The following is a 22,785-nucleotide window of genomic DNA, read 5'->3' as shown; positions in this document are numbered from 1 at the left end:
AGATCGTACGTCGTCGTGCCATCGCTAGCTCCGGCGCTTCTTGGGCAGCCCCGTCCCGAGTGGGATGACCGCAGCCGCGAACGCGGCGTCATGGGCACCGTCGAGCGGCAGCGGCGTGAAGCCGCACAGGCGCACCGAGGCGTCCAAGCGCCGGCCGTAGTCCTGGGCGTTCCACGCGGCCGGGACTGTGATGGCCAAAGCCGACGAGAGTCGGACCAGGGAGCGACCCCGCTCGAGCTTGTCGTCTGTCTCGTGCACCTGCTCTACGGCACGGCGATCACGTGCTCGTTCGACGCGGCCCACCTTGCGGCGTACCTCAGTGGCCATGGCAGCCGACATCTCAGCGCGTCCGGTGCTGCGCTCGGCGTTGCCCTGGCTGACGGGTCGGAAGAACACAGTGAGGGCGCGGCGTTCGCCGACCTGGGACGGAACGAGGGCTCGGGCAAGCGCGCCCATCACGGCGCCCTTGCGTGGCAGCAGGATCGTGGCAGCAATCGACTCCCACTCGCCGTGTCGGTAGGACCGCATAGCGGTCGCCGCATTGGTCGGACCCGCGGCAGCGACTGGAACGCCTGCCCCGATCGTGTCGTCGTGCCCGTGGTGGATGACCGAGTCGGCCAGTGCAGCGGCATCCCCGGGTTCGAAACCAGTGCGGATCGCGATGGCGAGCTCGGCACTGTCGAGCCAGCTGACCTGCGTGCATCCGATAGCGCCGAGGAGACGCGATTCGGCCTCGCCCAGGACGCCGTACAGGATGCGGGCTCGACCGCTGAGACCACGACCCGCCCTTCGGGCGTCTTTCGAGATGGCGTCCTCGCGCACAACAACCGTCACGAATGCTTCCGTGCGAATCGCCGCGCCGCTGATCGAGGCATCGAGTTGTGCATGGATGTGGGCCGAGAGCTCGGGCTCGGTCTGGCGGGCGTGCTGGCGCACCCATTCGGCTCGCTCGGTGCCATCGTCGGGAACGGTGCGGAGACAGATGGCGAGCACGTCGATCTGGCTGCTGGCCGAGGCGGCCTCGAGGAGTTCCGAGAGACCCGCACCCATCCGGTCGCGGTCGGCATCGTCGGCCATGCCGATTCCGGGGTGGAGGATGCGAGCCGTTGCGGCCCAGGTGCGGGTGGCGTGGTTCTGGATGATGGCGGGCCGAACGCCTCGTCCCGCCATCGTCGGTCCGTCGTGGATCTGAATTCCGGTCAGGACGCCCGGGAGGTCGGCCTCGGCGGGGTCCTCGATGTCACCGGCGGCACCTCTCGACTGCCATCGGGTCCAGCCGGTCGCGTGACCCATGACGTGCCGTGCAAGGACACCGATCCACTGAGCAGCAGACCAACCTCGCACGGGAATGCAGATCAGGGCGACGGCGACGAGCCACAGTGGCACCAGGGCGAGTAGCGCAGCCCACTCGCCGACCGACATGGCCAGCCAGCACGGAAACGCGGCGGCAAGCGCGAGGAACACCTGTGGTCCGGTGAGCCCGAAGAACCAGCCTTGCCGGTCTCGGGTGGCTGAGCCTCCGTAGACGGTCATGCGAGGAAGGCTCCGTCCTCCGCGACAGAGGCCGCTTCGTCCGCGTTGGCGACGTGGGCTGGGTCGTTGGCGACACCGCTGCTTTGGTCGTACCCGTGGCCGATCCGGGTGCGTTGTGGGTACGGCTTGCCGGCCCGACGTGGCGGGGTGGTGTCGTAGTAGCCCTGGTGGCCGACGCCTGCCTGACCCATGACGTCGATCGCCATCGACGCACCGGTGGCGGCGACTCCGCCGGCGACGTCCATCGTCTTTCCGGCCGCCTTGCCGACACCACCGAAGGCCTTCGCAGCGCGGGACTGGAACCTGTTGGCTGTGTCGGCGTCGGCACCGCTCTCGCTGGCTGTCCGGCCGTCAGCCGACGTCTGGGTGGCAGCGCCGGATCCTTGGTCTTGAGTGTGGCGCCCTGAGAGCAGCCCGGACGCTCCCCCGTTGGCCGCGAGGGTGGAGCGGAAGGAGGCACCGGAAGCGGTGCCAGGATCGACGAAGGCGAGAAGCCGGAACAGCACCATCGGGCAGAAGCAGGCGATCGCGAAGACCACGCAGCCGACGACGGCCATACCGACGTTGGCCTCGTTGGCGCTAACGACGTCAGACATCAGGTGGTCGTTGCGCTGGGCCTGACCCGCCTCAGGAAAGGCTGCTCGTGAGATCTGTACGCCGATACCTACGACCAGCGCCAGCAGCGGCGACGTCAGGCATGCGGCGACGAACCAGCGGATCGACTTCCACATCCACGCCTTGGTGCCGTCGCCGAGTGCTCCCGCGGCCGCGATCGGCATGGTTGCGGTCAAGATCAGCAAGGCCGCCTCTCGCACCAGCATGATGAGCAGATAGGCGAACGCCGCCGGGATCACCATGAAGAGCGCACAGACACCGAGGACCGCCGCTTGGACCGTGCCAGCGACTTGGTTCGGCATTCCGGCGGATGCCGAGTAGCCGGCAAATCCGGGAACGTTCAACATCTCGCTGAGGAGCCCGTGCGTGAGTCCGGCACAGCCGACGACCAGCCCCCCACAGACAACGATCCAGCCGGCAACGACGGCGCCGTACTGTGCGATCCCCGTCGCGAGACTGCCGAGCGACCGTCCGTCCCGGCGGACAGCGGCGACACCCACCTGCCCGAAGCCGATCAGAAGGGCGACGAGCAGCGAAAGCCACAGGGTGAAGCTGTAGAGGTGGTTGAGTCCGGGGTCGGTCACGTCGGGGGTGAGGAAGCGATCGATGACTCCGAACACAAGGTCCATCAGCCACAGTGCCGCCGACCACAGAGACATCATCATCGCCGTGAAGACGTCGGCGAGACCTTCCTTCACCTGGTCTCCAAGCCAGTGAAACGGGTTCAGATCGATCATTGGCACGAGCTCGGCGGTCATGGCAGGAACTCCAGCCACTGGTAACCGGCGCCGTACGACGGCTGCGTGCCCGGCCACAGCGAGGGGGTCGGTTCGGCCTCCTCACCTGGAGCGATCTTCCAGTGATCGCCGCGCCAGATCATGTGCTGGCAGTCGGCCACGGCAACGCGATCGGGCTGCTTGCCCGCGACTCTCGCCGTGAGGATGAAGTCGGCACAAACGGTCGCCGTCCCAGCCCCCGCTTCCGCTCCTTGGATCAGGCCCATCGCAGGTTCGAGTTGAATCTCCAGATCGCTGGACCCGTTCGCGGGAAGCCCGGCCGATTCCAGCAGCGTCTGGACGGCGGCGACAACGGACCAGCTCTCCGGTGACGGCCCGCCGGGCGCCGCCCACGCGGCGATGACGTCCTGCGCGGTGACCGCCGACGCCGACTCGATCGCTCGCCTGTCGATCGCGATCAGTTGTGCCAGCGCCCCAGCCGCTGACTGCGCGAAGCCGGTACCGACCTGTGCCTCGCCCAGCTTCGATGGCTGCGGAATCCTGATCGTGCCGGTGTGCCCGGTCGACAGCGGACCGGGATGTGCTTCGTCGATCAGGGTGGGGCCGGCTCCGGAGTCACTCTCCGCTGTGCCGGATTCGGCGCTCGAAGAGTGGGTCGTCCCTCCGGCACCGATGAGCTCGATGCCCGACCAGACGATCCCGACCACGACGGCCACGAGCACGATCACGACGACGCACAATAGGACCTGAAGCCGGCGACGGTTCCACTCCTCGGGGCCGGCCAGCATCCGCGCCAACGATGTCCGCGCCGACATCAGCAGTTCCCCACGATCGCATCGAGGATGCCGTAGATGGTGACGTAACCGACCGCGGCCAGCACCGCGTAGATGAGCCCAGATGCGCCCATCTGGGCGGCGCGGGACATGCTGCCGAGCTTGCCGACGACCAGAGCGCCGACGGAGATGAAGCCAGCGGCGATGATCACGGCCGCCACGCCGTACTTCACCCAGCTGAGCAACAGGTCAGCGTACTTGTCGATTCCAGTCGGCGCCTTCGCGCAGACGTTGTTCATCGCCTCAACAATCATCGCCGATGTCCTTTCCATCGACGCGGTGAAGACGAGTTCGCAAGGTCAGGCCAGAGGAGTTCGATGATCCGTCGCCCCGCGGCGTGCGCACTCGCCGGCAATGGCTCTACGTCGACGCCGTACAGCTCGAGGTCTCGGTCATGGGGGACAAAGACCACGCGGCCGTCGTCCGCGGCCCGCTGAAGACTGGGGCCGAGCGATGCGGCTACGACCTTGGGCCAGCGGCTGGAGCCAACCACCGCAAGCACCGCGCCGTCGGCCAGGGCAGCGTCGGCCCGGCGGACGCTTGGGAGCGTGGCCCGACAGACCAGGATCAGGCTCTTGAGCGACTCCAGCTGACCGTCGACGACAAGGTCGGTCGAGAACTCCGGAGCCTCGGCCTCGTGCATACGCCGGCGCAGCACCTGGGTCTCCCCTCGGCGCCCCGCACGCCAACCAGGCATACGCGAGTCCACCTCGCACTCCGCAGCGGCGAAGGCGTCCGGCGAGGGAGCCAGATCCAGGAGCGTTCCGGGGTGGCCGATCGCGTCCAGGGCGTCAACGAGAGCAACCGCGACCGTGGTGGCTCCGGCGCCGGGGTGAGCGCCGAGGACGCACGCGCCACGACATTGTGGAGCCCTTACCGGGACAGGAGGCGTGAGGCGGGGTGCCTGTTGCCGCCGGACGGCTGCCACGAGATCGGAGACAGAGACTGCCTCCGTGACCGTCGTACTCACAACCCGCCTCCGCGTGCTGCTCGCACCTGATGTCCTGCTCGAACCAACTGCGGATCGACGGTCGCGAGCATCGTGCGTGCTTTCGCGGCCCTCCGTATCAGGCCGATGAGTTCTTCGAGCTGGTCGACGATTGCGTCAAGCTCACCGGTCCGCTGGGTGTCGAGGAGGTTCGCGACCCACTCGGGGTCGCCCGGCGCGAACGGGAGCGTGGCGGGCGAAGGGCATGGCTGCATGCCCCCTTCAAGCGCATCGACGTGGGGCGAGTGGACACCCATCAGGCGACCTCTTCCATGAATCGCGGCGCAGCGTCGCGGAGCTTGGCGAGCACCTTGTCCCTGGCGCGGGTCACCGACTTGGTGCAGATCCCGCGCTCTGAGGCCATGCGCTCGACTGCTGCCATCGAGCAGGCGCCGCGGAGCCATTTCGGGATCTGAGCGTTGTGTCGATCAAGGTCCATCAGGGCGTCCAGCAGCCGGATCTCATCGTCGTCGACCAAGCCATGGCCGGTGGCCCAGTTGAGGAAGATGGCCAGTTGGTCGCGGGAGTCGAAGGCGTCCAGGCTCGTGGAGTCGCTTTCATCGTGCTCGACGAGTGCCTCGAACACCCAGGACTGTGGATTCAGGAGGACGACCCTCTGTCCCAAGGTCCTTGAGGTGTCCGGCATCAGCGTTGCGCGGACGGTCTTCCTGGTGCCGTGGTGGATTGCCGAGGCGTGATGACGCGGGCGACTCCGCCAGTCGTACGAACGAATCTGCTCCCAGATCGCGCCCACAACGATGCCCTCAACGTCGCCGCCGGCGAGGTGCCAGAAGTGACGGGCGATGGTGCGCACCGAGCCGCCGAGTTGATGCAGGACGGCGATTGCCGCCAGTTGGTCGTCATGTCCGTCCGTAGCCGCGAGGCGCAGCAGCGCCCCGAGGACCTGGTCTTCGGCTTCGCCGCGCAGCTCCCGCAGGGCCTGGATTGAGCCAAGCTCAGAGAGATCCGGCTCGGCGAGGCACCACTGGCGCCAGCGTTCCTCGTCGACGAGCTCGTCGAGCTCCTGGGGCGTGATCCCTACTTGTCTGATCAGAGGCATGGGTTGGGTCCTTCCGTGAATCCAGGCGGAACTCCACGGAAGAACGCATGCCTCACCGACACGCTCACCAAGCGCCTCACACCTCGCGAGAAGTCTCAGACTTCTTCTGACTGTTCGGGTGCTCGCCACCTGACTGAGACGGTGGTGGGGGTGTATTGCCTGCGAAATCAGCAATGGCTCGGGCTGCCGGACGATGGCTAGGACTGCCCCACGCCTCCGGGTTCCCACCACCCGGCCGGTGGCAGCGCAACCAGCCGCAGCATCAACGAACGAAGGGGCCCCGAGGGGCCCCTTCGCGTGGTTGTCAACGACTTCAGTAGATGCTCTCGCGGATCGCAGCGACGGGATACCCGTTCGAAAGCAGGGTGACCCTCACCGATCCCCGACGCATCCACGAGTAGATGGGGACGCTGTAGGTGTCGGCGTTCCACGAGCAGCCCCAGTGGATCGAGCCCGGCTTCCACGTGTACCAGTTCCCGTAGGCGTCGTAGAAGTCGGCCTTGATCGAGTAGTTGCAGAGCTGGTCCGGCCCGGGGATGTGAACGAAGAAGTTCCCCGTCACGTAGTTGACATAGGTGCTTGACCCGCTGACGTAGCTGCAGAACGTGCCGTTTCTGACGTACATACCCTGCCAGGTAACCCCTGTGCCGTACCCCGTACACCCATAGGAGCTGGCGTCCGCGGGAGCAGTGGTCGTGGCCACTGTGCCGGCGACCGTCAACGCCACTGTGGCTGCCAGCCCTGCGATCTTGTTCCGCACCCTCATGATTCCTCCTCGGGAGAAGTGAGTCTCCATAATGACTCTCCACTAGAGTCCATCCCGGACATGGCGTGTGTCAAGGCATTACGGAGAAGTTCTTCTCCAGGGCGTAGGCTGTGTGAGATGAACACAGAATCGGCGCGCGCCCGGCTCCTAAAGGCGGGGTTCAAAATGCTCGGCAGCGGGATGTCGATCGACTCGATCCGGCTGCTCGAGCTCACGCGCACGGCCGGAGTCTCAAACGGGGCGTTTTACCACGCTTGGCCGGACGGCCTAGAAGCCTACGTGCGAGATCTCGCTGCCTACGCCCTGGACTGGGCACATCAGGACTACCTAAAGTCGATCATGTCGGCTCTCGGCGAAGCCGATCCCGAAGACCTCAACTTCCGTGAGGTGGTACGCCTTCAGTCCAAGGCAGACACTGAGGGTTTGGATGGAGATCCGTCGTTCCGCGCTCAGGTTGGTCTGTGGCCGAGGGCATACCGCGATGCGGATGTGCGGGCCGAACTCCGTAGGCAGTATCAGAAATACACGCGGGAGTTGTACACCCCGATGTATACCGACGTGCTGCAGGGATACGGATTGACGGTCAGACCCCCCTTCACGGTCAGCACGGTGGCGGTCATGCTGACAGCCCTCACCGAGGGGCTGACCCTCCGTAGGGCCGTCGATGCCGAAGCGCTGGAGCTCCCCGAGTCCCTAGTCGACGAGGGGTGGGAAGCCTTCGGAGCTCTGGCTTACTGCCTCTTAGGCGTGCTGCTCAAGCCGACTAGTTCGCCGGACACAAGAACGGCCTTGCAGGTCGCCGACGACCTCCTCTCAGAGGTGACTCCCGACGACAAGGGCCGTGAAAGGGCCGCCCTCATTCAGCAGTACGACACTGAGCTGCGCGACGCCATGGAAACGATTGAGCACCAACTGGTGTTGATCCGCCAACTCAGGGCGAGACTCCGGCTTGACTGAGGTTGGGGGCCTTCCACAACCAATCGAGGCGATCAACCGTCCTGGATCAATCGGTGCGCAATCTCCTTCGTCCGATTGGACGGATCCAGGGGTGCCCGGTCGTCGTCGGAACGGTTGAAGACCTCGCGCCTCAGGTAGTTCTCGGCTTCTGCGTCTTGGCCTATTGCCTTCATGGCGCGGGCCAGGTCGAGCCGAGGCTTGTCTTCGGCCGGCGCGGCCGCGATCGCCTTCTCGGCTGCCCACAACGCGAGCTTGGGCTGACCTTCGGTCAGCCCGTACGTGGCGACGATGTGGGCGACGTCGACGATTGCCGCTGTCAGGTAGTGGTCAAATGGCGTGTCGACGAGCCAGCCGTACCCCCTGTTCCGAGGCTGGTCATAGGGCCTGCCCGTCACCAGCTCAAGCGCCCGGCGCAGATCCTCGATCCCTTCCGGGCCACGTGCCTCACCGCGTGCCCGAAGCCGCCGGAAGAGATCGGCGTCGACGATGATGCCCTCGATCCGGTAGACCTGCTGGCCACGGATCCAGAGGGCGTTGGGCAGGTACCACTCGTCGGAGTCGGGCTGCTTGCCGAGCCACTTCCGCAGCTGACCCAGACGTGTATGCAGGGTGTTGTTTTGGATCCCGAAATCGGCCGCGACCTCGTTCGGTGTCCGTCCGGCTGGATGGGCGGCAAGGTAGGAAGCGAGTTCAGCGAAGTACGCCGGCCTCGACTCGACCTCCTTGGTCTGTTGCCCGCCAGCGAGGAGCTCGACCGGCCCCAAGACTCGGAGCTTGGGTCGGCTGATCGCCGGGTCGAGCCAGTCGGCCAGATCAGCCTCAAGCGTCGGGTCCGCCGCCAGGTCGCTTGTCACCTCGCTCGGCGGCACCTCCGGGGCCAACGCGGCGAGGTCATCGGCGGTGGTCGCCGCCGCATCGATGTAGGCGCGATCAGGACGAGGCAGCACGGAATGCGGGTCGCCAGCGCCGCAGCGTGAGTTGGTCAGTTCGTCGACGAGCGCTCCGGCCTCGTCCACGTTGCTCGGCTCGCCGTCAGGCCCGGGCGCCACGGGGACCGGCTCGTCGCCCTCCGTTTCAGCGTCGTCGAACAGTTCACCGAGGGCCGTGGCCTCTGCCGTGGTCAGTCGGTTCGGGCGCACGGTCCCCCAAGGGGTCTCGAGGCTCTCCTCCCCGAGGACGCGGAGCGTCAGCGGCCGGGACTCGACCGGCTCGGAGGCGACCACTAACAGGACCACCGACGTTCGACCCGGGGTGCGTTCCATCTCGTTGATCAGGTCCGCGATCGCGGGTCTCGAGGCGTCGAGGTCTTGATCTCCGACGATGCCGATAGCAACACTGGGCACCGACGCGTCCTCCCCCTCAAGGGCGCGACACGCAAGCACGTCCCGGCCGGACGACTCCAACGCGTCGGCCATCTGGCGGGTGAGTTTGGTGAGTCGATCGATGTCCAGTCTTGGATCCGCGAACAGGCGCCCATAGTTCAGCCGCACGATCTCCTCGCCAACGCCGACCACGCTCACGACCTCAGCGTCCGACCACGGGTTCAGGGCCAACTCTGCCGCGATGAACCTGGCAAGGTCGGTACCGGCGGGGCGATCGCCCACGATCTGGATGACGCCCGCGGATTCCAGGTCCAGGAGCCACGTTCCTCCCTCAGGGTCCATACCGAGAGTCACCATCGCCGGGTAGGGCGAGATCCGACCCGACGACCGAGGCACATGCGTCACCGACACGCTCCACACCGCCCCGTCGGGTGACGCGATCCACGGGTTAGGAGCCGCGGGTTCCGGGTGCGCGAGGTGAAGTTCCAGGAACTCCTGATCAATGCGAGCGGCGGCAGCATCTGGGAGGCGGAGTCCCGATTCCTCGACCAGTTGCGCGAGCTCCCGCAAGGCCGAGTCGACGAAGGCCATCCGTGGTCCTGCGTCGCCACCGATGGTTTTCAATGCCTTGTCGTCGGGCCTCAATCGCGGTGCCACGTTCGGCGCCGCACGGCCCGACCGCCTGTTTCGTGTCTGCGTACGCCGTCGTCCGGCGTAGACCCAAAGCATCCCGGCCGCAAGAAACCCGCCGCCGCCGAGCAGTGCCCGGGTGATCGTTGCTCCGTCGATGTGGATGCCGGGGTCCTTGGCGGCGGTCGGATCCGCGCTGTCCCTCTGCCCGTCCGTCCCCGAGGGGTTGGGAGGCGTCACGACTTCCGGGGTCGGCTCAGGCTGGGTCGGTACTTCCGTGGGTGGGTGAGATTCCACAGGCGGCGTGACCGGGGTGACCGGTGGATGCGCTGTCTGGTGGCCGTCCTCGTCCCTCCGCGGGCGACCACGCCCCTGACCTGGGACGACGAGCTGCTGTCCCGGATGAATCCAGTGCGGGTCCTCGATGCGCTCGTCGTTGGCCTCGTACACCCGGGGCCACTTGGAGCCGTCGCCATAGGCGTCGTCGGCGAGTTCCCAGAGCGTGTCGCCGCGTTGGACGGTGACCACCTCTTCGGCAACGGGACGTGGCGCCGAGGAAGGTAAGAGCAGCGTCCACCCGGGCAGGATGGTCCGGGCGTCGTCAAAGGTCGACCCGTCGCTCATCTCGCGACCTCGGTTGAGTTCGGCGACCTCTCGCCATCGTTCGCCGGCCGCGAGGTGCTGCTCGGCGATCGACCACAGGGTGTCGCCGCGCTCGACGTTGACCTTGATCGTCGGCGCCTGGTGCGGTTCTGGCGCGACGTTCGCTACGGCCGCTGCCGGCGCAGCTGACGGCGCGGTGTTTGAGGCCGTAGGAGCGGCCTCGGCATGCCCGATCCAGGGAGCCGGGGCTGCGGCCGTGGCCGCTGTAGTGAACCCGACCGCGACGACTGCTTGGACGAGCGTTCGGGCAAAGGCCTGCTGCCCGCCGAACGTGCCGGGAACACGAGCGAGCCAGTCCGCGGAACGCCCGGTCGCGAGCCGGATCTCCGCGATCAGTTCTACGACGACGCAGACCACCAGCTGCGCCCAGAAGACCCACGCAACACACGCGAGCAGTCCGAGGAGGGCGTTGGTCGTGAGCGGTGAGGTCCACGCCCACCCAGGAGGGACCGGACTGCCCACCGTGCCAAGGAGGAGGACGGGCACACCCGCAACCATTGCGACGAGTACGACTACGGCACTCAGTCCTCGAAGCAGGATCCCTGCCCGTCGAATCGATGTCATGGACGGCCCGCCTCGGTGACGGCTTGAGCGGATGCAGTTTCCTCGATGGGGAAGGCCGCGATGCCGATGACACCGAGGATCTGGGTTGAGGACTTGCCCGAGACGGTCACGGTCACGGTTTGGCCCGCGGTCTTGACAGTTCCGGTCATTCCAGCGTCGTGGAGATAGTTCTGCGCCTGGACCTTGGCGGCCACGACGTCGATCGCGTCGTGGCCGCTACGGACGCTGGATGAGGACAGCGCGTCGGCACCGACACGAGCAGCCTGTGCCGCGGCTCGCGAAGCAGCCACACGGGCGTCGATGACTCGGCCGCCGTCAACGACCAGCCCGAGGAGGACCGTGAAGGCGCCTGCGATGACGATGATTGCCCAGATCGAGGCACTGCCGCGTTGGTCTCGAGTGTTCATGGGAACTCCCGATGCTTCTCCAGGGGCACGACCGCGGTGAACACGAACGTCTTTGCCCCTGGCAGCCCGACCCCGACGAGGTCCGACAAGTCAGCAGTGCAGGTGACGGTCGCCCGCACGTTCCCACCAGGGTTGAAGTCGCCGGCATTGACCTCGACCTTGAGGTCGGCGCACGCGTGGCCCCGTTCGGTCATCGAGTCTTCAGCGGCCCTCTTTCCCGCCATGACAGCCGCCTCTTGGTTGGTTGTCAGTGATGCTGCGCGCGCTGCGGCGTACGCCGCGTGGTTCGTCTGACCCCTCGCTTCGACGTACCGAGAGCCGCCCGCGATCAAGATGATCCCTGCTACCAGTGCCGGGGTCAGGAGCAATGCCTCGATGGCCATCGCTCCGCGCTCGTCGCGCCTCATGGCGACTCCACGAACTGCTCCACCGGGCCCTCAACGTTGACGGTCACGCGCACGGGCAGGAACGGGACCAGCTGTTCGACATCGCCGGTCACTTTAGCCGAGGCCGTGGTACCAGTGCGGGTCACCACAACGGTCGTGTTCGACAGGCTGCCGAGGTCACTCAGCATGTGATTGCCAGCCTGCTTGCCGGAGGCGGCTGTGCCGTCGTACGCCGATGCGGCCGACAGTGCCTCCTCAGCGGCGGCTTCGGCCACTCGGTGGGCGTGCGCCTTCACTGCGTACTGAAGCATCAGCAGGAACACGAGCATAAGCGCGCTGATGACGAGGAGGAACTCCATGGCGACCGCTCCTCGCTCGTCCCGGGTCCGGCGTGCTCTGCACATCACAGCCCTGGCTCAGGGCTGCCCGAGTTTGTTGGTCTGGCCCACGACGTACGCCTTGATCGCAGCGACGGCGATGCCTGCGATGACGATGACCCCCAGGGCGATGAGCAGCCATTCGACTGCCGTGAACCCACGCTCGTCTCGCTCGCGCTCGGACAGACGGACCTGCAACCAGATCACCAGGATCCTGATTTCCTCCATGTTGTTCTCCTGCGGGTGGTAGCGAGGTCAGCCGGCGAAGAGCCGGGCGACCGAGGGGTAGAGCTCGTAAGCTAGGAAGGCGAAGACCATGACGATGAGGGCGAATCGCATCGACTCTGTGGCCTGAGCAGCAGCCGCCTCTGCGTCTGCGATCCGTTCCGATCGAAGTGTCTCGGCGCGGGCGACGAGGGTGGTGCGTACCTTCGCGCCGTCATCATTGGCCAGCGTCAGTGCCGCGTCGAGATCGGTGAGCTCGCGGATGCCGAATCGGTCACCAAGTTGACCCAGCGCGTGCCAGGGCGTGGTCCCGGAGAACCGGGCTCCTTCGATAGCGTCCTGGAGCTGGGTGAAGGCCCAACCCGTGCCGATGGCCGCCGACGCAGGCAACGCTTCCGCATGGCCCCGACCCGCCTGCATCGACATGGCAACGAGGTCGAGATAGACCGACAGCGTGCGCCTGAACTCGGCGCGCTTCTTCTTGGCCGTGTCAGTCAGTTCCTGGCGGGTGACCAACAGCATCGCTGCCGCGAGAACTACACCGGCGGCCGGGCCGAACACGAGCGGCAGCCCGACTCCGATCGTGCTGAAGAAGCCGAGGATGACCAGCGGACCGACGAAGCCGACGACGGCCAACAAGATTGACTTGCCGACGTGCTGCTCGATCGTGGCACCCGTGACCGCGAGATCCTGGGTGAGGTGCTTAACGTCACGTGCCCGTCGGAGCACCTGGTCGACCACCCAGCCCCGGGCCTTTCCGCCGACAGTCGTCGCCTTTGGCGCGCCGATCCGCTGAATGCGGGTGGCGCGCGCTCGAGACGCGTCCCAGCGCCGGACCGCACTCGCCAGGTCGACGCGTGGAGGCACCGCCAGGCGGTAGGCGTGGAGTACGGCGACGGCAGCAATGCCAGCCGCGAGCATGAAGGCGATCACGGCCGTGCCCCGATTCGGCCGAGATGCGGTTTGTATGAGGCGATCTCAGTGACGTCGTCCGGGGAGGTCAGGAATCTGGACTCGGGCACGCTATTGGACAGCGAGCGCATGCGGATGAAGGCGCCGAGGAAGACGCCCGTCAGGATGGCCAGCACCAACTGACCGAGCGTCGTTGAGTAGGGCTCAACCCAATCTCGGGCGAATACCGCCTGGAGGGCGACGAAGCCGACGACAGCGAACGCGATCCGCTGGGCCTGTCGACGAAGGGCACGTCGTTCGAGCTCCACCTTGCGCCGCATCTCAAGCTCTGTCCGGGACGATGCGGCAAGCGAGCTGAGGATCCGCTCCAGCCCACCCGCACGCTGCCGTGCGTTGAGCGACAGCGCTGCGACGACCATGTCGGCAGCGGGATCGTCGACGTCGTCAGCGAAGCGTGCCAACGCCTCGGGCAGCGGAACCCGTCCGTCGAGCCTCGCGGCCAGCTCGCGCACCGGTCCGCGAAGCAGTGCGTGGGCGGCAGGCACTGTTGCGGGAATGGCCTGTTCCAAGCCGGCAGCCGCAGTCGCGGTGTCCCGGAGCGACTCGGTCCACGAGGCAAGTGCCTCGATCTTCTCCAGCTGACGGCGGCCGGCAGCACCACCGCCGAACAGTCGAGGCCAGAGAAACACGATCACGCCCGATGCGAGCCCGGCCAAAGGCCAACGGGTGAGAACGAGCGCGGCTGACCCGACACCTGCGGCAGCGCCGACCTGGCGGGTCGTGGCTCGGCTGAACCTGCCACCGAGAGTCAACTTCGGTACGGCGCTGTGCCCTCGAGCGAGGCGGATCATCGCCACGAGGCCGAGAGCCGCCACGGCCGTGGCAGCGAGAAACCCGAGCAGGGCCATCATGACCACCCGCCCGCATTGGGACGCCAACCGACCGCCATCAGGTCGTCCTGCGCGCGGACCTGGACTCCGTGTCGGCGTACGACGTTTCCGATCGGATCGAGGCCCCACAGCTCGTTGGTCTGGAGTTGTCCGTCATCGCTGATCCCGGCGATCTCGCGGATGGACTCCAGCACACGCCGTTGACCTTCCTCGCTACGGACACGACGAATGAAGACGATGAAGTCCAGAGCGGTGGCGACCAGGCGGACGGTCGCCTCCCATGGGAGCCGCTCCGGTGCCTGGATGGCATAGGTGGCGATCTTGTGGACGACGTCGGAGGAAGAGTTGGCATGGATGGTCGACAGCGATCCGTCGTTTCCCTGGGTCATCGCGTTGAGCATGGTGACGACCTCGTCCCCCAGGACTTCTCCGACGATGACTCGGGACGGGTTCATGCGCAGCGTGTCACGGACAAGCTCTGCCATCGTGACGGCGCCGGCACCCTCGGTGTTGGGCAGCCGCTCTTCGAATGCGATGGCGTTCGGGTGGTGGTCAATGTCGCCGTCGAGCCCCAGCTCCAGCGACCGCTCGACGGTCAGGATCCGTTCCTCCGGGCCGATCTCCGATGCCAGTGCCCGGAGCAGAGTCGTCTTCCCTGCACTCGTGGCGCCCGCGACCATCACGTTCTTGCGTGCGTGGACGAGCGCAGAGAGGAACTCGGCCATCTCCTGGTCGACGGTCTCCAGCCCAACAAGGTCCTTGAGCGTCACTCGGGTGTGGCGGTGACGCCGGATCGAGACGACCGGCTGCTTCGTGACCGACTGGACCGCGTAGAGGCGCGATCCGTCCGGCAGGCGAAGGTTGACGCGCACGTTAGCGACGTCGAACGCTCGGGCCGACAGACCTTCGTGAGCGGCGAGAGTCTGGATGGTCTCGACCAACTCTTCGTCGGACCCAGCGATCGGCCGTACCTTGGCGGTCGTGCCGTCTGCGTACTCGACGTAAACGTGCTGGAAGCCGTTGATGTCGATGTTCTCGACGCTCTCGTCGTCCAGGAGCGCCTGCAGGCTGCCTGCGCCGAACAGCCGTGCCTCCAACGCTTCCACGAGATCCTGCCGCGCCTCCCACGCGAGCGTGTCACGCCCCGTCTCAGCGAGACCGGCCTCGTAGTCACCGACGACTCTCTGGACGAGTGCCTTTCCGTGCTGAACGGCATCCGGGCCGACGAGCGAAGGCAGGTTCGCCGATCGACGGCGAGAGATGTCCTCCTGCCGAAGCCGCCCCAGTTCCGCTTGGAGACGCTTGATCAGCGTGTAGTCGAGATCGGTCATTGGCGTCCTCCCACCACGGACGGCTTCGACGCCGCTGCTGGCGATCCGGCCAGGAACTCGAGGCGGCCTGTCACCGCCCGGGCGGTCCGGAGAAGGTCAGTGCGTGAGAGGCGGCCGCCCGGCTCGTCGCCCGCCTGCAACCGCAGCACTCCGGACGGGTCGTGTGCCAGGAACCCGCAGTCCACAACGAACGGCTTGACCGGGGTCTCCGCGAGGATCCCGCGCAGGTCCGCCACGTCGGCAGCGCCGTGACGGCTGGTAGTCACCAGGAGCGGAAGAAGCCGTGGAGCAGCACCCCTCAGGTGGGCCAGGTCGGGCGCCAAGCGGACCAGGCGCTCGCGCAGCCGGATGACGGACGCCATGTCGGGGCGCCCGACCGCGATGACCAGGTCAGCGCTCGCGGCGAGACCAAGCATCGGTGAGGCGGAGTGCAGGTGGCCGAGATCGACGAAGACCTGGCAGGCGCACCGGGCCAGTGCGTCGGTGAGCGGGGACCAGTCGCCGATGTTCGCCATCTGCTCCGCCAGCACCGCGCCGGGCACGACTCCGGTCGTGGAATTCAAGGCATGGGCGTGTGTTGCGACGGGATCGTGCTCCCGGTCGGCGCGTGCGGCGGTTGCGACCGAGAGCACCGTTGGAGTCTCGGGAAGGGTCGAACCTCCCGGGTGGAGCCGGATCGCCAGATCACCGCCGGCCGGGTTGGCCTCGACGGCAATCGCTTGTCCGGCCCACGCCGAGGCGAGCACCAAAGCGGTCGTGGTCACTCCCGGCGAGCCTTTGTCCCCACACAGCGCGATGAACATCACTCGTCACCCCCTACGGGTGCCTGGACCAGCGCCACTCGGCCGGCCGCCATGTACGCGGTGACGCGCTCGGCGACCGAATCGGGCACGACGAGGGTCAGTCGAATCCCCGCACCTTGGATTGCCGCCGCCGAGGCAACCGTTGCGCTGGGCGCCAAGACCGTCGGGTCGTCGAGGTTGCCCGGCGTGCTCGGGTCACCATCCGGTGGCACTGCGATCACCGCGACGACGTCGCCCGGCGCGAGCCCGGCCGGTGCGCGGGTGGCATCCAGTTGGAGGCCGACGACCCGCTCGCCAGGACCTGGGAGCGGATCGGAGGTGACCATGTGGCGAGTGAGGATCTGGCCGTCGACCAGGCCGACTGCGGCGGTGCTGCCAATGATGGTGCTGCTGTCGTCCGACGGAATGGCGCCATTGACGCCCGAGACCTCGAGCACCCCCAGGTCCTTCGCAGTGATCACAGAGCCGGCCGGGACTGGCTCGGCGACCACGAGCACCGCCCGTTGGTCGCTCTTCTGCTGCCAGAACCACCCGGCGAGCAGCACCGCCATGACCACGAAGAGCACCGCACCGGCCCATTGGCCATAGCGCCGAGGCACTCGGGGAAGATCGTGGCCGAGAGACATCGGCCGCGTCGCAGCCCGAGGGCGCTGGTCCGTGGTGGCACGAGGATTGGTTTCGGTGCTCACCTGACCACCACTGTCTGACGCTGGAGGACACGCATGGTGCTGGCGCTTGCTGGCGCATCCACGAGCCCTAGGTCACCGCCCCTGGTTGGACACGTTCCAGAGCAGCTCCATGTGACCTTGTAGCGAATGGTCGCCGTGATCTGGAAGCGGCCCTGCGGCTCGCTGTCCGAGGTCACCTTGTAGGTGTAGCCGCAGGCGGTGCTGGCAGCTTCCGTCATGCCGTGGACCCACGGCCTCCCCGGCCCGTAACACGTGATGGTGGTCGGCCCAAGGGTCCAGACGACTTGCGACGGGGCAGCCCTGACAGTCACGGTCGTCGCACCTGCGCTGACGGACTTGTGCAACGTGGCCCATTGGCCATCCGGTATCCAGAGCCAGTTCTCAACTCCGATGTACGTCGCTGAGGGCGGCTCGGGAGCGGTGCGGATATCGGCCCGCGCGAGAGGCATCAGTCCGAGCGCAGTGGCCGCGAGTTCCTCGGGCGTTGGCGGTCCCGGCTCCTGACCAGGCGCCGTCCACATGATCTGGACGTTGCAGGTGGTTGCGTTGACTGCCGACGTACAACTCGTGCACTGCCACAGCGAGCCATCGCTATGCCCCTGCCATGCCGGGGTCCCGGCCGGCGCGCTGAAGGGAGCGGCGTAGCACTGGTTTCCCGACCACCAGGTGCCGTCATGTGTCTGGCAGGGAACCTTCGTGCCGTCGGACTTGTGGCAGCCGACTGGCGCGTGACCAGCGTTCGCCGGATCTCCGGAGTTGCCGGGATTGCCGGCGCTGGCGGGTTCACCGGGATCGGTGACAACGACGCATACCACCCCGGACCCCACGCTGACGGGATTCGTTCCCGCTGGGCACGAATCGCCCACGGCGGCGGCCCTCGGCACCATGACGAGGAGTGGTAGCAACAGTGCCACCATCACGGTCCCGAAAGCCCGGCTCAGCATGTCTGGCCCTGTTCGGCGATTCCCGAGCGCCACCAGTCCTCACGGGGGTGCTTCTCCAGCCGGACGGTATAGATGTGTGGCTTCTTGAACTGGGGCTGATCCAGCTTCTTTCCCTTCTGAGTGACGACGCGGCCCGACTCGTCAAGGCATCGGCGAAGCATGATGACGTCGGCTCTGGACCCATCAACCTTGATGGACCGCGGCTTGGTCCAGACTGTCGTCGTGGTCCCGGTGACCCTGACCTTGTTGTTGGCGACCTGGGCGAGGTTGCCCCATGCAGTCGACCAGTCGACGGCGTAGCGTTGGTAGAACTTCCTCGCGGCGCCAGTCGTCTGACCAGCTGCGTAGAACTTGTCGTTGCGCTTGGTGAACGCGTCGTACTCGCTCACCGCCGTCTCGTAGGCGGCCCGCTGCTTCTCGCTATAGCCCGCGAGCTCAGGTGGAATGGAAGACGTCGGCGCCGAAGGCGCCGACGTGGTCGGATCTGGGCTGGGAGACCGGGCTGGTGAGGCCTCATTGTGACTGCAAGCAGCGCACGCCACCAACAGGAAGGTCGCGAGCACAAGCCGAGATCGCAACACTCCAGCCTCCGAGTTGGCGCGCCGTGATGTTGAAGCAGCCACGCTACGCCCAGATCGGCCAATTTGGCTCGCCTGAATCGTGGGCCTCTCATGACACGCCACGTCTGCCTCCTCGCAGGGTTCCGCTTCTTCAAGCGCACGAGCGCTAGCGAATGGACACGAAAGCCAGCGTCACCCCTGGGGACGGCCATCGGCAGAGGCGGCCGGTTGCCTGTGGACAAGGTGCTACGAAGTGCGGGCCGTGGACCCCCTCGGTGCGGGGACCCGCAGATTCGGGCGGCTGTCGTCGAGCTCGGCCATGAAGCGCTCAAGGTCGTCGCTCGGCACCCGCCGCGCGCGTCCGACCTTCACCGACCTCAGCTCACCGCTGGTCATCAGCTCGTAGATCTTGGTCTGGCCGACGGCCAGACGTTCCATGACCTCCGGGATCTTCAGCAGAACGGTCTCCATCTCCACTCCTCGGGATTCGGGACCCACTTCAAGCGCAGCGGACCGACCGAGTAGACAGAGCCGACGAGTGACCAAGCGCCCGAGATGCAGGGAAGTTCAAAATCGCTGACTCGCGAGGCTTGCCTCATCCCGGTCCAAGCGTTCGCCACTCAAAGCGGGGCTCCGTATTCGGGTCGCCCAAACGGGCTCATCGGAGTCGAGGGTGGGGCCCCAAACGGGACTCTCGAGATCAGCCAGTGGTTGGTTGACGGGCATTGGCGGTGCGTCGCTGCACCGTGGCGCCAAACCCAACACGGGCACTGATGGGTGGATTCGAGGTGGCGGCCAGCCAGTACATCGGGCGGCTCCAAACAACTATCGAGCTGGGGCTTGCTCCGCGTGAGGTGTTGCAAGGTCCCGTCCTGGTCGCGGCGGCCACGGATGCGCCAAACCCGGTTCTTTCGTGCAAGGCAGCACGCCTATTGCGTTGATTTTCATGCCTTCGCGACCCTGTTGGACGAGCCTGCCTAGAGAGCTGCTGCGACGAAGACCGGGTCGCTGCACAGGCAGTGCAGCGTCCGTTCCCGGGGTCGGGCGACGACTTGGGGAAAGCCGCGCAGCACGTCGTACCGATGTTCGATGAGTGCGTCTCGCTGCGAGGCGAGTTCTGGGGTACGCGACCACACGAGCTCTGCCACGACCATGATCCCGGCGAGCGCTGACTGATGGGCGAGGGGGACCAGGACGTCCCCGGGCAGGTCTCCGACGGGCAGGAGTCCGCCGGCGCAGATGCCGTCGCGGTACAGGGCGCCGATGGTGGTGTTGCTCCAGGTGTTGCGGGCGTCCGGGTCGACAACCCCGGATGCGATGAGATCTTCGATGAGCCCAACCTGGGTCCACTGATCGGAGCCTGGTGGTGGGGGGAGTTCGACGATGGCGGGTATGCCAGGCAGCGGGAACCCGATGGGCAGGTTGTAGGTCAGGTAGGCCAGGACGCGTAGCGGGGGCTGGTGCAGCGCTTCGCCGATGAGCTCGTGTTCGCTGGGGCGCGCCTGGTCTGGGTAGTACAGGCAGGCAAGGCATGGTTGGGTGCCGAAGTCCTCGTGACGTGACCAGCCGAGGTCGGCGACCTGGGTCCATGCGTTGTAGGCATGCTGGGGTTCTGTTGCTGCCACGGTGATCCGGTCGCCGGCGCTGTCGAGGGCGACGAGGACTTGTTCGGCCTGCAGATGTCCCTGGGCATCTCCCCACCTTCCCTTGAGCGGCCGCACCTCTAACGTCGCGTTTACGCCGGGTGTCGCTGTTGCCGGGGTGGTGAGGGCGTCGCGCACGAGGTCGGCCTTGACGGCACTGACGGAGCTCGCGTCCGTGAGCAGGTAGCGCTGCAGGTTGGACAGCGTGATGGTCTCGGGATCGATGACGTGCAGGATGCCGGTCGCGTTGAGGTGACTGATGGCGTACGCCGCTGCTTGGCCGATGGCGCCGGCGCCGACGAGGTGAACCTCGCCAAGGTCGATGGTGGCGCTGACGTCGAGATCCGTCTCTGCCTCGGCTGGCACGGAGCCGGGATCGACGGGTGCCGTCGTAAGCAGGTTGAGGCCTCCGGGTTGTGGGCAGGTTCTGCCCTTGGGGCCGAGTTCTTCGGCGAACACCGTGCGGAACACCTCGGCCATGCCGATGGCGGCTGCCGCGAGCCAGGCCAGCGGATGCCCCGGCTGCTGGTCGCCAGCTTCGGCGTCGGTGCCGGGCTCCGTCGGGTCAACGATGACGTTCCAGCCCGACGCGTCCACGACGACGCCTGCCTCGGTCTCGGCACTCGAAGGGTCTGCTCGCCCGGAGCTGGGTTGGGGTACACCGATGCGCACGAACACGTCGCGGATGCTGGTTGCTGCGGCGCTCGGCGGCCCTTCCGCCGCTTCCTCGTCGTCCGGGTGCGTGGCCCTCGTCGCTGAAGCTTCGTCGATGGCGAAGCTGTCAGTGTCGGCTTGAGCGTGTGGGTTGATCTTGAGGATGAGCTGCCTGGCAACGTCGGCCACGTCTTCGTCCGAGTCCGTGCCTGCATCGGCGCCGTCGAGGGGTGCCTGCGGTGGGGCCAAGGTGGACGTGGTGATGATGCGCGGGTAGAGCCTGGCGGCCAGGTTGCAGGCGAGCATGAACGCGCTGCGCGCGCCCGCCTCGGGGGAGACCAGCTCGATGCGGACTCGGACGCCGTCCAGTTTGGATGCGAGTGCGTCGGGGTCGACGTCGGCCACGGGGCGCAGGGAGTCTGCGACGCGGGCGAAGAACTCGGGTAGGGCCACGCTCAGTCTCCTTCGGTCTCGACGACGATGCTCGTGCCGCTGTCTGCGGCAGGGTCCCACTGTCCTTGTTCGCGCAGTCGGTACCACGCCCACCGGTCCATCCCCTCTCGGCCGTCCTTGGCGAAGTCGGGGATGACCAGGCTCAGGGCGCCGCACAGCGTGACCAGGGGATAGTGGTCGTCGGTGCTGGAGTGGTAGGCGTCGGTGGGGTGGGTGTGGACCTGCCCGGCGGCGATCTCGCCGCGTTCGTAGAAGGCTCGGTTCATCCGGAACAGCGCTTCGCCGTCGACGACGACGAGGAGCCCGTCGGCGGTGTGATGCGCAGTCTGGGCCGGCACGTAGCAGCTGGTGAACTGCAGGGTGTGCTCGTCGATGTGGCGGCCACCCCAGACCACGAATCCTTCGTGGCCCTGTTGTCCTGTCTCGGCGAGGAACTCCAGTGTGGGTGTCAGGACGTGGCCGGGGATCTGGAGTTCATGTACCGGGGTCAGGTCCACTACTGGGACTCGCTTCCCGGCTGCCTTGCTGGAATGCATGCCTCGGATACTCCGCTCGCGTGCGCGCCCTCACCGTCCTGGACCGCCAACTCCTCCTGCGGGCGGTGCCCCTCAAGTCCGTCAGGAGGAGGAGGTGCGACGGGGGCGGCGGCTGCGGAAGGTCGCGGCGGCACGGGCTGCGGGGGTACAGACTGGGCGGCCTGACCTGCCTGGGCAGCGGCGGCCAGCTGGGCGGCGTCCTGTGCGGCCTGCGCTGCCTGCGCGGCGGCCTGCTGTTCGGCGATCTGGCGCTGCATCAGGTCCGCGTCACCCTGCAGGAGAGCGACCTCGAGCTGGGTAGGGATCTGGGAGCCGGCCGGTGCCAACGACTGCACGGCGATCGACATGCCGAGGACGTTGCGAGCCATGCGCCGCCAGATCCGGTCGCACACGACGGCGAGGTCGCCTTCGCGCATGTGGCGATGCAGGAGCCAGTCGTCCCCGGAGTGCTGGGGGTGGGTGTGGTACTCGCGGATCCCGGGCAGACACAAGAAGGGCTGCAGTGTCGCAGGGTGCTGGTCGATGAGGGCATCGCGGACCTCGGTCGGGCTGACCCGGTCAGGTGCACGGACCGGCGGCGGTCCCGGCTGCCGGGTCAGCGGGTCCAGGAACGTCAGGGACGGTGGCCACAGGTCGAAGTTCCAGTAGTCGAGTCGCACACAGGCGGTCATCACCGGGATGGTGCCAGCGCCCATGGCCACCTTCTGCAGGAAGCCGACCTCGACGGTAAGGTCCCCGGCTGACAGCAGGAGCCAGCCACGACGCGCGAACGTCTCCTCGTTGTCGTGCCACCGGTCGAGCTGCTCGTTGAACTTGGCTTGTGTGACGCACGCTGGCACCAGTCGCGGTCCTCGCGCCTGGCGTGCGTTGTTGTCCGGGTCTGCCTGCGCCGTGTTATCCACCCGCACCCGCCTTCGGGCTCAAGAAGAGGGTCTGTCCGTCGACCAGGCCGGCCTCGTCCGCCTGAAGGGACAGCGCCAGCAGCTGTCCGTTCTCGTTGCGCAGCTCCCATTCCTCGGGCCGCTGTCCGTGGTTCCCGGATTCTCGCAGTGCCTCGCGCACGGCGTGCTCGAGGTGCTGGTTCTGGTTCAGCCGCACTGGCTCGGGCGCGCCCGAGACAACGATGATCAAGTTCAGGTGGTTGTCGCCCTTCGCCATGACGCTTCTCCTTCGAGTTCTGTGCCTTCACTACTACATAGGCACCGAGGAGGCGTTGTTCCCGGCTTGGCGACGAACTTCTTTTCGGATCCGTTCACCGTCTCTGCTCCAGCCGCCGTCTGGTGACCGGCCTCCGCTCAGAGCGGGTG

At 66.8% G+C, this 22,785-nt stretch carries 25 protein-coding genes; 1 reads left to right on the top strand and 24 read right to left on the bottom strand.

Features of this window, described 5'->3' with window-relative positions; all coding sequences use genetic code 11:
• Positions 1-24 precede the first annotated feature (24 nt).
• The 8 genes from ACYVDA_RS12285 to ACYVDA_RS12250 all read right to left on the bottom strand — a co-directional run bounded on the left by ACYVDA_RS12285 (position 25) and on the right by ACYVDA_RS12250 (position 6,562).
• The gene (locus tag ACYVDA_RS12285; RefSeq protein WP_460818648.1) at positions 25-1,533 is read right to left on the bottom strand and encodes an SCO6880 family protein; all 1,509 of its coding nucleotides are present in this window, start codon (positions 1,531-1,533) and stop codon (positions 25-27) included.
• Complete coding sequence (locus tag ACYVDA_RS12280; RefSeq protein WP_460818647.1) at positions 1,530-2,906, bottom strand: hypothetical protein; 1,377 nt, start codon at positions 2,904-2,906, stop codon at positions 1,530-1,532. Before ACYVDA_RS12280 ends, ACYVDA_RS12285 begins: the two co-directional genes overlap by 4 nt.
• A complete protein-coding gene (locus ACYVDA_RS12275) occupies positions 2,903-3,673 on the bottom strand; it encodes a hypothetical protein (protein ID WP_460818646.1) in 771 nt (256 codons plus the stop codon). Before ACYVDA_RS12275 ends, ACYVDA_RS12280 begins: the two co-directional genes overlap by 4 nt.
• 26 nt (positions 3,674-3,699) lie before the next feature.
• Positions 3,700-3,972, bottom strand: a complete 273-nt coding sequence (locus ACYVDA_RS12270) for a hypothetical protein (protein ID WP_460818645.1) — start codon at positions 3,970-3,972, stop codon at positions 3,700-3,702.
• On the bottom strand, positions 3,969-4,376 hold the full coding sequence (locus ACYVDA_RS12265) for a hypothetical protein (protein WP_460818644.1): 408 nt from the start codon (positions 4,374-4,376) through the stop codon (positions 3,969-3,971). Before ACYVDA_RS12265 ends, ACYVDA_RS12270 begins: the two co-directional genes overlap by 4 nt.
• Positions 4,377-4,684: 308 nt before the next feature.
• On the bottom strand, positions 4,685-4,963 hold the full coding sequence (locus ACYVDA_RS12260) for a hypothetical protein (RefSeq protein ID WP_460818643.1): 279 nt from the start codon (positions 4,961-4,963) through the stop codon (positions 4,685-4,687).
• The gene (locus ACYVDA_RS12255; protein WP_460818642.1) at positions 4,963-5,766 is read right to left on the bottom strand and encodes a hypothetical protein; all 804 of its coding nucleotides are present in this window, start codon (positions 5,764-5,766) and stop codon (positions 4,963-4,965) included. The genes ACYVDA_RS12260 and ACYVDA_RS12255 overlap by 1 nt, the downstream gene beginning before the upstream one ends.
• A gap of 313 nt (positions 5,767-6,079) precedes the next feature.
• A complete protein-coding gene (locus ACYVDA_RS12250) occupies positions 6,080-6,562 on the bottom strand; it encodes a hypothetical protein (RefSeq protein ID WP_460818641.1) in 483 nt (160 codons plus the stop codon).
• Positions 6,563-6,649: 87 nt separating this feature from the next.
• On the opposite strand from ACYVDA_RS12250, the gene ACYVDA_RS12245 reads away from it, so the two are divergent.
• The gene (locus tag ACYVDA_RS12245; RefSeq protein WP_460818640.1) at positions 6,650-7,489 is read left to right on the top strand and encodes a TetR/AcrR family transcriptional regulator; all 840 of its coding nucleotides are present in this window, start codon (positions 6,650-6,652) and stop codon (positions 7,487-7,489) included.
• Positions 7,490-7,521: 32 nt separating this feature from the next.
• On the opposite strand, the gene ACYVDA_RS12240 is transcribed toward ACYVDA_RS12245, so the two are convergent.
• The 16 genes from ACYVDA_RS12240 to ACYVDA_RS12165 form a co-directional block, all read right to left on the bottom strand.
• Entirely contained in the window at positions 7,522-10,461 is a 2,940-nt protein-coding gene (locus tag ACYVDA_RS12240; protein WP_460818639.1) for a LysM peptidoglycan-binding domain-containing protein, read from the bottom strand.
• Positions 10,462-10,664: 203 nt separating this feature from the next.
• Positions 10,665-11,075: a pilus assembly protein TadG-related protein gene (locus tag ACYVDA_RS12235; RefSeq protein ID WP_460818638.1), complete on the bottom strand. Its 411-nt coding sequence runs from the start codon at positions 11,073-11,075 to the stop codon at positions 10,665-10,667.
• Positions 11,072-11,482: a TadE/TadG family type IV pilus assembly protein gene (locus tag ACYVDA_RS12230; RefSeq protein WP_460818637.1), complete on the bottom strand. Its 411-nt coding sequence runs from the start codon at positions 11,480-11,482 to the stop codon at positions 11,072-11,074. Before ACYVDA_RS12230 ends, ACYVDA_RS12235 begins: the two co-directional genes overlap by 4 nt.
• Positions 11,479-11,820, bottom strand: coding sequence for a hypothetical protein (locus ACYVDA_RS12225; protein WP_460818636.1), 342 nt, complete (start codon positions 11,818-11,820; stop codon positions 11,479-11,481). The genes ACYVDA_RS12230 and ACYVDA_RS12225 overlap by 4 nt, the downstream gene beginning before the upstream one ends.
• Before the next feature lie 57 nt (positions 11,821-11,877).
• Complete coding sequence (locus ACYVDA_RS12220; RefSeq protein WP_460818635.1) at positions 11,878-12,066, bottom strand: hypothetical protein; 189 nt, start codon at positions 12,064-12,066, stop codon at positions 11,878-11,880.
• A 27-nt stretch (positions 12,067-12,093) separates the two neighbouring features.
• The gene (locus ACYVDA_RS12215) at positions 12,094-12,996 is read right to left on the bottom strand and encodes a type II secretion system F family protein (RefSeq protein ID WP_460818634.1); all 903 of its coding nucleotides are present in this window, start codon (positions 12,994-12,996) and stop codon (positions 12,094-12,096) included.
• Positions 12,993-13,886 (bottom strand): type II secretion system F family protein, encoded by an 894-nt coding sequence (locus ACYVDA_RS12210; RefSeq protein WP_460818633.1) that lies wholly within the window; start codon positions 13,884-13,886, stop codon positions 12,993-12,995. The genes ACYVDA_RS12215 and ACYVDA_RS12210 overlap by 4 nt, the downstream gene beginning before the upstream one ends.
• Complete coding sequence (locus ACYVDA_RS12205; RefSeq protein WP_460818632.1) at positions 13,883-15,196, bottom strand: CpaF family protein; 1,314 nt, start codon at positions 15,194-15,196, stop codon at positions 13,883-13,885. Before ACYVDA_RS12205 ends, ACYVDA_RS12210 begins: the two co-directional genes overlap by 4 nt.
• A complete protein-coding gene (locus ACYVDA_RS12200) occupies positions 15,193-15,999 on the bottom strand; it encodes a hypothetical protein (RefSeq protein ID WP_460818631.1) in 807 nt (268 codons plus the stop codon). The genes ACYVDA_RS12205 and ACYVDA_RS12200 overlap by 4 nt, the downstream gene beginning before the upstream one ends.
• Positions 15,999-16,565 (bottom strand): SAF domain-containing protein, encoded by a 567-nt coding sequence (locus ACYVDA_RS12195; protein WP_460818630.1) that lies wholly within the window; start codon positions 16,563-16,565, stop codon positions 15,999-16,001. The genes ACYVDA_RS12200 and ACYVDA_RS12195 overlap by 1 nt, the downstream gene beginning before the upstream one ends.
• A gap of 1,060 nt (positions 16,566-17,625) precedes the next feature.
• Positions 17,626-18,021, bottom strand: coding sequence for a hypothetical protein (locus tag ACYVDA_RS12190; protein WP_460818629.1), 396 nt, complete (start codon positions 18,019-18,021; stop codon positions 17,626-17,628).
• Positions 18,022-18,438: 417 nt separating this feature from the next.
• Positions 18,439-18,663 carry a helix-turn-helix domain-containing protein gene (locus ACYVDA_RS12185; RefSeq protein ID WP_460818628.1) on the bottom strand — a complete coding sequence of 75 codons (225 nt, stop codon included), beginning with the start codon at positions 18,661-18,663 and terminating at the stop codon, positions 18,439-18,441.
• 506 nt (positions 18,664-19,169) lie between these two features.
• On the bottom strand, positions 19,170-20,942 hold the full coding sequence (locus tag ACYVDA_RS12180; protein ID WP_460818627.1) for a ThiF family adenylyltransferase: 1,773 nt from the start codon (positions 20,940-20,942) through the stop codon (positions 19,170-19,172).
• A gap of 2 nt (positions 20,943-20,944) precedes the next feature.
• Positions 20,945-21,439: a hypothetical protein gene (locus ACYVDA_RS12175; RefSeq protein ID WP_460818626.1), complete on the bottom strand. Its 495-nt coding sequence runs from the start codon at positions 21,437-21,439 to the stop codon at positions 20,945-20,947.
• On the bottom strand, positions 21,439-22,380 hold the full coding sequence (locus tag ACYVDA_RS12170) for a putative metal-binding protein (RefSeq protein ID WP_460818625.1): 942 nt from the start codon (positions 22,378-22,380) through the stop codon (positions 21,439-21,441). Before ACYVDA_RS12170 ends, ACYVDA_RS12175 begins: the two co-directional genes overlap by 1 nt.
• Positions 22,373-22,636: a DUF2604 domain-containing protein gene (locus tag ACYVDA_RS12165; protein WP_460818624.1), complete on the bottom strand. Its 264-nt coding sequence runs from the start codon at positions 22,634-22,636 to the stop codon at positions 22,373-22,375. Before ACYVDA_RS12165 ends, ACYVDA_RS12170 begins: the two co-directional genes overlap by 8 nt.
• Positions 22,637-22,785: the final 149 nt, after the last annotated feature.

This window comes from Nocardioides korecus (assembly GCF_054778395.1).
The sequence above is the reverse complement of the archived record's forward strand: the minus strand, read 5'-3'. Positions and strand labels throughout refer to the sequence as shown.